Consider the following 11,619-nt stretch of genomic DNA (forward strand, 5'->3'; position numbering starts at 1 on the left):
GCGGCCTAGGCGAGCGCCGAATAGTCCATTGCGGCGAGGTCGGTGAGCAGATCGGGTCCCGTCGCTCCCATCCCAGCCGCGCGCGCGTCCAGGCGTTCGACGCGACCATGTCGAGCGCTGCGAAGGGGGCCATCCAGCCAAAATAGCGTTCGACTTCGTCGGCCGCGATCGAGCGGACCGGCAGCCCGCTTCCCTTCCCGATCGCTTCAGCGATGGCGCGCGCCGTGACGCCCTCCTCCACCGACGCATTGTAGCGCGCGCCCGGCTCGCCCTTCTCCAGTGCCAGGACGTAAAGCTCGGCGACGTCGCTGACGTGCGCGGCAGACCAGCGGGTCTTGCCCTCGCCCAGATACGCGATCGCACCGGACCGGCGGGCCTCGGCGATCAGCGGCGTGATCAGTCCGGCCCTGCTAGTGTCGTGGACCTGCGGCAGCCGGATGGTGCGGACATCGATGCGTCGCGCGATCAGCGCCGCGCCAGCAAGCTCGGTCGCGATACGCGGATTGGCGTGGCGCGGGTTTAGCACGTCCTCGGTCGCCGGGCCGCCGTTGAGCGGCGTGCCGATGCCAACGCCCGAGGTAATCAGGATCGGCTTCTGCGTCCCCTCCAGCGCCTCGCCCATCGCGGCGATGTTGCGTTGGTCCTTCTTGGTATTCTCGAAAAATGTCTGGAAATTGTGATCGAACGCGCAATGGATCACGGCATCGGCCGCCGCAGCGCCGCGGGCGAGCGTCTCGGGCTGTTCGAGGTCGCCACGGTGGACTTCGACGCCGACCGCTTCGAGGTGCCTGGCACCGGCCTCGGAACGGGTGAGACCGAGCACCTGATGGCCGCGATCCAAGAGTTTGGGAATGACGTGCGAGCCGATGAACCCGGTCGCGCCGGTCAGGAACACGCGCATAAAATAGTCTCCTTGTGCCGGGGCGGCATATCGCGACCCAGGAGAACCTGTTAAAGTAGTGACGTTATCATGGTATAACCCGTAACAGGATCGATCATGGCCGGCGAAACGCCCAACCTGCTCGGAGCCTATCTTCGCGACCGCCGCACCCGCCTTGACCCTGTGGCATTAGGGTTCGACAGCAGTCGACGGCGTACGCCGGGGCTGCGCCGCGAGGAAGTTGCCAGCCGCGCGAACATCAGCCCGACATGGTACACTTGGCTGGAGCAGGGGCGCGGTGGCGCGCCATCAGCCGACGTACTGGACCGCATTGCCAAAGGGCTGATGCTGACCGAGCCGGAGCGCGAGCACCTCTACATGCTGGGCCTCGGCCGCCCGCCGGAGGCGCGTTACCAGGCCGTCGACGGGATCTCCCCCCGGCTGCAACGCGTGCTGGACGGGATGGTGCTGAGCCCCGCGATCGTCAAAACAGCAATGTGGGATGTTGTCGGGTGGAACCGGGCGGCGGCGCTGCTGCTGACCGATTACGCCAAGCTGCCGCGCGAAGACCGCAACATCCTCCGCCTGATGTTCGGGAGCGATCAGGTCCGCCTCCGAAACGCGGATTGGGACGGCGTCGCCCGCTTCGTTGTCGGTGCCTTTCGCGCGGACGTAGCGCGTGCCGGTGCCAATAACAGCGCGGCAGTAACCAGGCTGGTCAGTGAATTGTGTCGCGTGAGCCCGCAGTTCGAGGCCCTGTGGCAAGACAATGATGTGGTGGCGCACGGCGAGGGGGTAAAGCGCATCCATCACCCAGAGGCGGGGCTGCTTGCCATGGAATTCTCGTCCTTCGCGGTCGAAGGGCGGCCCGAACTCGGGATGATCATATACAACCCCGCCACGCCAGCGGATGCCGATCGACTGCGCGCGCTGTTGGACGCTCATGACGATTGATGGAGATCGGCGGCCCCGAAACGGAGATCGTCCACTCGCCGACCAGTCCGCGCCGTGACAGCGGCCGCAAAGCCAGGATTTCCAACCTTCGCAGTCCCGTAGATACCGGCATCGCGGCGGTGGCACGCGATGCGCGTGTGGTTTAGCTTCGGCCCCATGACCACAGGCAAAATCCGAATCGGCATTGGCGGCTGGACCTATGAGCCGTGGCGCGGGGTGTTTTTCCCCGATAAATGGCCGATCAAGCGCGAACTTGAATATGCGGCGGCACGGCTGACCGCGATCGAGGTCAACGGGACCTATTATTCGTCGCAAAAGCCCGCGACGTTCGCTTCCTGGGCAAAGGCGGTGCCGGACGGTTTTGTGTTCGCGCTGAAGGCCTCGCGCTATTGCACCAACCGCAAGGTCCTGGCCGAAGCAGGCGAGTCGATCGCTCGCTTCACGGGGCAAGGGATTGTCGAGCTCGGAGATCGGTTGGGGCCGATCCTATGGCAGTTTATGGCAACCAAGCAGTTCGATCCCGATGATTTCGGGGCCTTCCTCAAGCTGCTGCCGCAGCACCAAGATGGGGTCGCGTTACGTCACGCGGTGCAGGTTCGACACGCCAGTTTCCAGGTTCCCGAATTCGTCGCGCTGGCGCGGGCCGCGGTGTGGCGATTGTCTATGCCGATTCGGCGGACTATCCCGCGATTGCCGATGTCAGCGGCGATTTTGTCTATGCCCGGCTCGAAGCCGCAGTGGAGGAAGAACCCACCGGCTATGCGCCTGCAGCGCTGGATCGCTGGGCCGATGTGGCGCGCGGCTGGGCCCGGGGCGAGGCACCCGATCCCCTGGTGCGTTTTGCCGAGCCCGCGCCCGAAGTCCCCCGCGATACCTTCGTGTTCTTCATCAACGGCGCAAAGGTGCGCGCGCCGGCCGGGGCGATGGCACTGATCCAACGGATCGACGGCTAGCGCGGCTGGGGGGGCGACTCCGGCTGTGGCGTTGCGCCGCCGGGTGCAGCCGCGCCCTGTGCGGTCCGAACCGCCGGTGCTGGCGCGGGCGCGACGGCTATAGCGGGCGCGGCATTGACACTCGGGGGCAAAAAGCGCCGCACTTTCGATCGTGTCGAGTGCGCGACGCGCTGCGATGTAACGCCGTGCTGCGCTCGTCCAGCGCTCCGCCCGCGGGGCACCGGGTGTGCGCGAAACTTCGGCGAGGGCCGCCTCGACCTGCCCGGCATCCAGCAAACGGCGCGCGCGCGCGACGCGATCGACCGGCAGCGGCGAAGGTGTTCCCGCCTTGCGCACGACCACCAGATTGCTGAGTTCGCGTTTCAGGCTTTGCCACCAGCCGGTGCTGGCCATCCCGGTCATGAGCTCGGGCGCAACCCCGTCGAGCCCGATGCGCAGATCCTCCAGCGTCACCGGTTCGCGCGCGGCTTGCACGATGGTGGCGATCGCCGCAGGCTGCACGCTACCGAAGCGTTCGCGCAACTGATCCTCGAGAAACCCCAGATTGAGCCCGCGGTCGAGCGCACGGCGAGCGGCGAAGGCGACCATCAACCCCTCGCTCCGCGTCGCATAGCCAGAGGCGCGCCGTGCATCGCGATCGATCGTTCCCGACCGTGCTTCCAGATCGCCGATCTTGTCGGCCAGTTCGGCTTCGCGGCTGGACAAGGCGGCAAGGTCGATCGTCGGGACCGGGGCGTTGGTCTTGCTCGGCACGATTACGACCGGCGCTTGTCCGTTGCTGCCAACCGGTAGCGTGACGGTGGCGACCGGCTTGGTGTCGCCGCCCCGGACGAGGCGCAAGATGACGAAAGCGGTGGCGCTCGCCCCGATCAGGAACGCGATCAGCCCGAGCGCGATCGCCCGCCGCCAGCCGAGGCCGTCCGACGTCGCGACCCGCGGGGGCGGCACGAAGGGCGGCACGGTACGCGCCGCGACCGGCTCGACCTGCGGCGAATCGAAACGAGCGGGCGCGGTTTCGGGGACGGGAGGCGGTGTGTCGTCCATAGCTGCCTTATCGGGGCCATGACGCGGGCGGTCAACGGCTCGTCGTGCCGCCGCGCGCCTCCACCGCAGCGAACAAGGCTGCATCGTCCGGCGTCGCCGCGATGGCGAGCGCGCGCCAACCGCGCCCGGCGGCGGTGGCGATTGCCGGGCTGAAGGCGGCGATGTCCAGGGCCGCGCGATCCATCCCCAGATGTTCGAGCAGCCCCGCCAGTCGGCGCGCGGCGCGTGCCGAATGCAACAACGCGGTGGTTCCGGCGAGCGCGCGAAGCGCTGAATCATCGACGGGGATGGTGACGCTTTCATAGACGGGCACCACCGCCGCAACGGCTCCGCCCCGCTCCAGCGTGCGATCGCGACCGGTGAGGTGCAAGGCGTTGGCAAGCCCGTGCGCGGTGGCGATGGCCGCTATGTCGGCGGCGTTGCCGTCACCGGTCGCAATGACGTCAAAACCCGCCGCGCGTGCCGCCGCCGCCGTATGCGGCCCGACCGCCAGCACGGGGAGTTCCCGCAGCGCTTCGAGCCCGGGCCCGCCGAGCCGAAGCGCGTTGGCGCTGGTCAGAATGAGCGAATCGTAGAGTGTGGGATCGGAGACATCCCAGGGAAGCGCGCCCACCGCGAACAGCGGGAGTGATAGTGTTGCGAACCCGGCGGCCTGTGCGCGGGCGACGGTGGCGGCATTGCCCGGCTCGGGCCGCAACACCGCCAGTGTGGTCACGCCGCGAACAGCCGCCGTACCGACGCCGGAGCCGCGCCAGCAAATCGGCCGCCAGCCGCGCGGCGAGCGTGGCATCGCCAACGGCCGCGCAAGCTTCGCCCGAAACGTGTGCGCTGCCATCCTCGGCGAACAATTCGGCGCGCAGGCGGATGGTGTCGCCGTCGCGTGTCGCCAGCGCAGCGACCGGCGAATGGCAATCGGCCTGCAATGCGGCGAGCAAGGCGCGTTCGACCAGCACACAGCAGTGCGTCGCTGCATCATCGATTGCGGCGAGCCAGCCGAGCATCCGCGTGTCGCTCGCCCGCGCCTCGATCCCGACCGCGCCTTGCGCGGGCGCGGGCAGCATGATGTCAATCGCGATGGCGACACCGACATCGGGGCGGCCAAGCCGGTCGAGCCCTGCTGCCGCCAGCATGGAGGCATCGACGGCACCCGCCGCGACCTTGGCCAGGCGCGTATCGACATTTCCGCGAAACAGCACGGTCGCCAGATCGGGGCGTATCCGTCGCAATTGTGCGACTCGGCGTGGCGAGCTGGTGCCGATCACCGCGCCCCGGCGCAGTGCGGCGATGCTTTCGGCCCCGATCAGCCGGTCGCGGACATCGGCACGCGGCAGCATCGCCGCGATGGCAATGTCGGCGGGGCGGATCGTCTCGACATCCTTCATCGAATGCACCGCGCAATCGATCTCACCCGACAGCAATGCGCGGTCGAGTTCCTTGGTCCACAGTGCCTTGCCGCCGATTTCGGCGAGCGCGACATTCTGCACGCGGTCGCCCGTGGTCTTGATCGGAACGATCTCGATCGCATCGGCGGTCCAGCCATGCGCCCGGGCCAGCGTGTCGCGCACCATATTGGCCTGGACGAGCGCAAGCGGCGATCCGCGCGTGCCGAGTCTGAATTGCGGATGGGTCACGCGGGTCCTCTGGTTTCGTGATACCCCTCTTGGCGAAACCACCCGATTTCGACAAGCGCCGCGCAACACGCTAGGGGGCGGGGCATGGCACTGATCCTTGGTCTTGAATCGAGCTGTGACGAAACCGCCGCCGCGGTGATCTCGTCTGACCGGCGCGTCCTCGCTCACCGCCTGGCGGGACAGGAGGCAGCGCACCGGCCGTTTGGCGGGGTGGTGCCCGAAATCGCGGCGCGCGCGCATGTCGAAGTGCTGGCCCCGCTGGTCGAAGCCGCATTGGCCGATGCCGGGGTAACGCTGGCCGATGTCGATGCGATTGCGGCAACCGCCGGGCCGGGCCTGATCGGTGGGGTGATGGTCGGGCTGGTCACGGGCAAGGCGCTGGCGCATGCGGCGGGCAAGCCGCTGATCGCGGTCAACCATCTCGAAGGCCACGCCCTGTCACCGCGCCTGGCCGATCCCGATCTCGCTTTCCCCTATCTCTTGCTGTTGGTGTCGGGCGGGCATTGCCAGTTGCTGCTGGTCGAAGGCGTTGCGCGCTATCGCCGCCTCGCCACCACGATCGACGATGCGGCTGGGGAAGCGTTCGACAAGACCGCCAAGGTGTTGGGGCTGGGCTTTCCCGGTGGCCCGGCGGTCGAGGCCGCAGCGGCTTTGGGGCGGCCGATCGTGCCATTGCCACGCCCGCTGAAGGGCTCCGCCGAGCCGCATTTCTCCTTCGCGGGCCTGAAAAAGTGCGGTGGTGCGCGCACACGACGCCAAGACATGGAGCGTCGAGGATTTGGCCGCCTCGTTCCAGGCAGCGGTGATCGATTGCCTGCTCGATCGCACCGCGCGCGCGCTTGATCGTGCCGCGGGGGCGACGGCGCTGGTGGTCGCGGGCGGGGTTGCGGCGAATGGCGCGGTGCGGGCGGCACTCAGCGGGCTGGCGGACACCAACGGCCTGCGCTTCGTCGCGCCGCCTTTGTGGCTGTGTACCGACAATGCCGCGATGATCGGCTGGGCCGGGGCGGAGCGCTTTGCCAAAGGTTTGACCGACCCGCTCGACATTGCCGCGCGGCCGCGCTGGCCGCTCGATCCGGGGGCCGAAGCGGTGCGCGGCGCGGGGGTGAAGGCATGAAGATCGGCGTCATTGGCGGCGGGGCCTGGGGCACCGCGTTGGCACAGGTTGCCGCGCGCGGCGGTGATCCTGTCTTGCTATGGGCGCGCGAGCCCGACGTGGTCGCTTCGATCAACCAGACGCACGAGAATAGCCGCTTTCTCGCAGGCATTGCGCTGCCGCCCTCGATCCGGGCGACCGGCGCGCTTGGGGATCTCGCGGCGTGCGATGCGTTGCTGGTCGTCGCGCCCGCGCAGCACGTCCGCGCGGTGTTGGCCGAAACCCCGGTCGGCACGACGCCGCTGGTGCTGTGCGCCAAGGGGATTGAGGCGGGGACGCAGTTTCTGGTCGGCGAAGTGGCGCAACAGCTCCATCCTGAAGCGCCGATTGCAGTGCTGTCCGGCCCGACCTTTGCGCATGAAGTAGCGGCGGGGCAGCCGACCGCAGTCACGCTGGCCTGTGCCGACGCTGCGCTCGGCGCGGCGCTGGCCGATCGGCTCGCTAGTCCCAGCTTCCGCCCCTATGCCTCGACCGATGTGATCGGTGCCGAGATTGGCGGGGCGGTCAAGAATGTGCTCGCGATCGCGTGCGGCGTGGTCGAGGGCGCGGGGCTCGGCCAGAATGCACGCGCCGCGCTGATCGCGCGCGGCTTTGCAGAGATGACGCGCTTTGGCCTGGCGCGCGGTGCGCGGGCGGAAACGCTCAGCGGCCTGTCGGGGTTGGGCGATCTGGTGCTGACCTGTTCGTCGACCAGTTCGCGCAATTTCTCGCTCGGCATGGGATTGGGCCAGGGCAAGTGCGCGGCGGACCTGCTTGCCGATCGCCTGACCGTCGCAGAGGGCGCGTTCACCGCGCCAGTGCTGCGCGATGCGGCGGCGGCAGCGGGCGTCGACATGCCGGTGGTGGAGGCGGTGTGCGCGCTGCTTGACGGGCGCGAAGTCCATGCCGTGGTGGGCGCGCTGCTCGCGCGCCCGCTACGCCCGGAATAGCCGCTACTAAAAGTCGATCGCGATACCCTTTGACTCCCAATCGCCATAGCGGGTGGGATCAAGGCCATCGGGGTCGCCCTTCGCACTTTGCCCGGCCATCGCCGCCGGTTTCGGCTCGGGCTGCGGCAGCGGCGGGTTCGCGCTGAGATAGGCAGGTGGCTTCACATGCGGCGGGCGGCGGGCCATGGAGGTGTCCTTGGGGCGGCATGATGCCGTATCCCGCGTGACATCGGCGGTCTTTCCGCCCAATTCAACCCAGCGCCTGCAAGATTGTGAGACCCCGCTTTTGACCCTTCCGCCGCCCCGCCGCTATATGCCCAAGCCCGAACCGGTCGATCCGCCGGGTGTTCCCGCGCGCGCGCGGCACTGCGCCTGCTCGATGCCGTATTACGCCAGGGCCTGCCGCTGGAGGTGGCGATCGGGCGCGCAACGGCGGGAATCGAGCGTGCCGACGACCGGGCGCTGGCCCATGCCATCGCCGCCGAAGTACTGCGCCGCTTGCCCGATCTCGACGCGTTGATCGATTCGGCGACCAAGACGCGGCTGCCCGATGATGCCAAGGCGCGCTTTGCGCTGCGCATTGCGCTCGTCCAGGCCTTGTCGCTCGGCACGCCGCCGCACGCCGCGATCTCGACCGTGCTGCCGCTGGTCGATGGCGGCCCGCGCAAGCTCGTCCACGGCGTGTTCGGCACGTTGATGCGCGGTGGCGACCAGCTTCCCGAACAGCCGACCCTGCCCGATCCGGTGGCGATCCGGTGGCACGCCGCCTGGGGCGATGACGGGATTGAGGCGGCCGAGCGCGCAATGGCAGCCCCGCCACCGCTCGACCTGACGCTGGCCGATCCGGCCACTACGGCTGCGATGGCGGAGGCGCTGGGCGGCGTGTCGCTGCTGCCCGGCCATATGCGCCTGCCCTCGGCGCATGTGCCCGAATTGCCGGGATTCGAGGACGGAAGTTGGTGGGTACAGGATATCGCCGCTTCGCTGCCCGCGCGCTTGCTCGGGCGTGGCCCCGGCGTTGCGCTGGACCTGTGCGCCGCCCCCGGCGGCAAGACGATGCAACTCGCGAGCGCAGGCTGGAGCGTCACCTCGGTTGATTCTTCGGAAAGTCGTCTGGCGCGACTTCGCGAAAATCTGGAGCGCACGCATCTGACGGCAGAGGTGATCGCGGCCGATCTGCTCTTGTGGTCGCCATCGGCTCCCGCAGATGCCGTGCTGCTCGACGCACCCTGCAGCGCGACGGGGATCTTTCGCCGTCATCCGGACGTGCTGCACCGCATCCGTCCCTCGCAAATCACCGAATTGGCCGCGTTGCAGGCAAAATTGCTTGCCCGTGCCGCCGATTGGGTAAAGCCGGGCGGGACGCTTGTTTTCGCGACCTGTTCGCTTGAACCGGCCGAGGGAGAGGCGCAGTTGAAGCGTTTTCTGGCCGCACGCAGCGATTATGCGATCGAGCCCGTTGCGCAGGACGCGCTTCCGGTTGGCATCGTGCCCAATCCCGGCGGTTGGGTGCGCACGCTTCCCGGCATGGTCGATCCCGGCGGCAATGACGGCTTTTTCATCGCACGGCTGCGCCGCGCCGGATAATCCCTTGCTTGCCCGGCGTCGTGGCCATGCTAGAGGCTGAAGGCTTATGACATACCGTCCTGTCCGTATCGCGCCGTCGATCCTGTCCGCCGATTTCGCCAAATTGGGCGAGGAAGTCCGCGCGATCGACCTTGCCGGCGCGGACTGGATCCATGTCGATGTGATGGACGGGCATTTCGTGCCCAATATCTCGATCGGTCCGGCGGTGGTGAAGGCGATCCGCCCGCACACCGCCAAGCCGCTCGACGTGCATTTGATGATTGCGCCGGTCGATCCCTATCTGGACGCCTTTGCCGAGGCGGGCGCGGATACGATCAGCATCCATGTCGAAGCGGGGCCGCACACGCATCGCAGCCTCCAGCACATCCGCAGCCTGGGCAAGCGCCCCGGCGTGGTACTGACCCCGCAGACCCCGGCCAAGGCGCTCGATTATCTGCTGGAAGAGGTCGACCTTGTCCTCATCATGAGCGTCAATCCCGGCTTTGGCGGGCAGGCGTTCATCGAAAGTTCGCTGCGCAAGATCGAGGCGGTGCGCAAGATGATCGACAAGGGCGGCTATGCTGTCGATCTGGAGGTCGATGGCGGCATCGATCTTGTCACCGCGCCCCGGGCGATTGCTGCCGGGGCCGATGCGCTGGTCGCGGGGACGGCGACCTTCCGCGGCGGCCCCGCGGCCTACGCCGCCAATATCGCGGGCCTGCGCGGCTAGATGGTTGAGCTGTCCCCCCTTGGAGCCCCGATCGAGTCCGGCCCCAATGTGCAGGGCGACAGCATCGACGAAGGCAAGCGGCTAATCCGCCAAGGGGGAGACAAAGGGTTGTCGCTGGCCGAACGTCTGGCCGAACGCTTTCATCGGCTGACCTGGCGCACGCCCATTCACGGGATGCGGTTGAAGGGCCGCCATCCGCTGAAGCTGATCGCCGTGCCGGACGATCCCTTTTTGGGCGATGCCCGGCGCGGCAACGCGTTGCTCGACGGTCGACTGAGCTTTCGTGGCGAATCGCGCGCGATCGCGGCGCTCGATTTGGCCAAGCCGGATTTTTCCAAGGCTTTTGCCGAGTATCTGCACGGTTTTTCCTGGCTGCGCGATCTCTCGACCGTTGCCACGCGCGCGCAGGGAATCCCCATTGCCGAGGCGCTGATGCGGCGTTGGCTCGATGCCCATGCCGACACGGTCAGCGAACCGGCGTGGCGCGCCGATCTGTGGGGGCGGCGGATCCTGCTGTGGACCGCGCACGCACCGCTTATCCTGTCATCGACCGATCTCGTCTACCGCAGCCGTGTTCTCAATACGCTGGCGCGTGGAGCACGGCATATCGACCGCGGGGCGGAAAAGGCCGCGCCGGGCGCGCCGCGCGTTGCGGCGATGTGCGGCGTGGTCGCAGCCGGGTTGTTGATCCCGGGCGGCGATGTGCGGCGCAGTGCCACCGAAGCCGCGCTTGCCAAGGCGCTGGCCGCATCGATTTTCGAAGATGGCGGCAATGTCGCCCGCGCGCCCGCCGCACAGGTCGATCTGCTGATGCTGTTGACCGCACTCCGCGAAGTCTATGCCGCGCGACGCTTGAAGCGCCGACGAGTGTCACCAACGCGATCGCGGCGCTGGTTCCCGCCTTGCTCGGCGTCTGCCACGGCGACCGCGATGTCAGCAGTTGGCAAGGGGGCGCGCCGGTTGGGGCGGCGGCGCTCGACCAGATCATCGCGGCAACGGGCGTACGCACGCGTCCGCTGCGGCAAGCGCGCGAGTGGGGCTATCAGCGTTTGGCGGCCGGATCCACCGTCGTCATTCTCGACGGTGCACCCCCGCCGATCGCGCGTTTGGTCGAGGGCGGGTGTGCATCGACGCTGGCCTTCGAAATGTCCGATGGCCCGCATCGGCTCGTCGTCAATTGCGGCGGGGCGCGCGCGGGCGTCGTGCAGCTTCCGGCGGCGCTGGCCGAAGGGTTGCGGACTACAGCGGCGCATTCGACGCTGATCGTTGGCGACAGCAATTCGACCGCAATCCACGCCGATGGCACGCTCGGGCGCGGTGTATCCGAGGTCGAGCTCGCTCGGCAGGAGAGCGAGGGGTTGAGCCGCGTCGAGGCAAGCCATGATGGCTATGCCCGCCGCTTCGGGTTTCTCCATCGCCGCCAGCTCATTCTGGCGAGCGACGGGCGCGAGCTGCGTGGCGAGGACATGCTCCTCCCCGCGACCAAGCGCCGCAAGTTGGCGGCAACCGGCTTCGCCGTCCGTTTTCACCTGGGCGTGGGCGCGCAGGTTTCGCCGACTGCCGACGGACTTGCCGCGCTGTTACGGTTGCCCGGTGGCGGATTGTGGCAGTTCCGCTGTCGCGGCGGCACACTGGCGGTCGAGGAAAGCGTGTGGATCGATGCCGATGGCCGCCCGCATGCGACCATGCAGCTCGTTATCAGCGGCGAATCGCCTGCGGGTGGGGCGAGTGTAAGCTGGGCGTTCAAGCGCGCGGGATAAACCGCACCGGTTGAAT

At 68.1% G+C, this 11,619-nt stretch carries 7 protein-coding genes and 6 pseudogenes; 9 read left to right on the top strand and 4 right to left on the bottom strand.

The annotated features are described in order from the left end of the window. Positions 1–5: 5 nt before the first annotated feature. Positions 6–901: pseudogene (locus NW75_RS22285) on the bottom strand (SDR family oxidoreductase). A gap of 96 nt (positions 902–997) precedes the next feature. Here NW75_RS22285 and NW75_RS22290 point away from each other — a divergent pair. From NW75_RS22290 to NW75_RS27110, 4 genes and pseudogenes are all read left to right on the top strand, one after another. After that, positions 998–1,834: a helix-turn-helix transcriptional regulator gene (locus tag NW75_RS22290; RefSeq protein ID WP_033967527.1), complete on the top strand. Its 837-nt coding sequence runs from the start codon at positions 998–1,000 to the stop codon at positions 1,832–1,834. Positions 1,835–1,990: 156 nt separating this feature from the next. Beyond that, positions 1,991–2,787: pseudogene (locus tag NW75_RS24165) on the top strand (DUF72 domain-containing protein). Positions 2,788–2,901: 114 nt separating this feature from the next. Then, positions 2,902–3,579, top strand: a complete 678-nt coding sequence (locus NW75_RS27105) for a hypothetical protein (RefSeq protein ID WP_231565386.1) — start codon at positions 2,902–2,904, stop codon at positions 3,577–3,579. 49 nt (positions 3,580–3,628) lie between these two features. Continuing rightward, positions 3,629–3,853: a hypothetical protein gene (locus tag NW75_RS27110; RefSeq protein ID WP_231565387.1), complete on the top strand. Its 225-nt coding sequence runs from the start codon at positions 3,629–3,631 to the stop codon at positions 3,851–3,853. A 9-nt stretch (positions 3,854–3,862) separates the two neighbouring features. On the opposite strand, the gene NW75_RS22300 is transcribed toward NW75_RS27110, so the two are convergent. Continuing rightward, the gene (locus NW75_RS22300) at positions 3,863–4,546 is read right to left on the bottom strand and encodes a uroporphyrinogen-III synthase (RefSeq protein ID WP_033967528.1); all 684 of its coding nucleotides are present in this window, start codon (positions 4,544–4,546) and stop codon (positions 3,863–3,865) included. Further along, a pseudogene (gene hemC, locus NW75_RS22305) lies at positions 4,543–5,399 on the bottom strand (hydroxymethylbilane synthase). The gene NW75_RS22300 and the pseudogene hemC overlap by 4 nt, the downstream one beginning before the upstream one ends. 147 nt (positions 5,400–5,546) lie before the next feature. On the opposite strand from hemC, the pseudogene tsaD reads away from it, so the two are divergent. Together tsaD and NW75_RS22315 are read left to right on the top strand one after the other, a co-directional pair. Further along, positions 5,547–6,579, top strand: a pseudogene (tsaD, locus tag NW75_RS22310) (tRNA (adenosine(37)-N6)-threonylcarbamoyltransferase complex transferase subunit TsaD). Then, on the top strand, positions 6,576–7,547 hold the full coding sequence (locus tag NW75_RS22315) for an NAD(P)H-dependent glycerol-3-phosphate dehydrogenase (protein WP_033967529.1): 972 nt from the start codon (positions 6,576–6,578) through the stop codon (positions 7,545–7,547). The pseudogene tsaD and the gene NW75_RS22315 overlap by 4 nt, the downstream one beginning before the upstream one ends. Before the next feature lie 6 nt (positions 7,548–7,553). On the opposite strand, the gene NW75_RS22320 is transcribed toward NW75_RS22315, so the two are convergent. Next, positions 7,554–7,733, bottom strand: coding sequence for a DUF1674 domain-containing protein (locus NW75_RS22320; RefSeq protein WP_033967577.1), 180 nt, complete (start codon positions 7,731–7,733; stop codon positions 7,554–7,556). Positions 7,734–7,860: 127 nt separating this feature from the next. Here NW75_RS22320 and NW75_RS22325 point away from each other — a divergent pair. From NW75_RS22325 to NW75_RS22335, 3 genes and pseudogenes are all read left to right on the top strand, one after another. Continuing rightward, positions 7,861–9,134 (top strand): annotated as a pseudogene (locus NW75_RS22325) (RsmB/NOP family class I SAM-dependent RNA methyltransferase). Between the two features lie 46 nt (positions 9,135–9,180). Beyond that, positions 9,181–9,843 (top strand): ribulose-phosphate 3-epimerase, encoded by a 663-nt coding sequence (gene rpe, locus NW75_RS22330; RefSeq protein ID WP_033967531.1) that lies wholly within the window; start codon positions 9,181–9,183, stop codon positions 9,841–9,843. Continuing rightward, positions 9,844–11,603 (top strand): annotated as a pseudogene (locus NW75_RS22335) (heparinase II/III family protein). Positions 11,604–11,619: the final 16 nt, after the last annotated feature.

It is taken from the genome of Sphingomonas sp. Ant H11 (assembly GCF_000797515.1).
Classification (GTDB): domain Bacteria; phylum Pseudomonadota; class Alphaproteobacteria; order Sphingomonadales; family Sphingomonadaceae; genus Sphingomonas.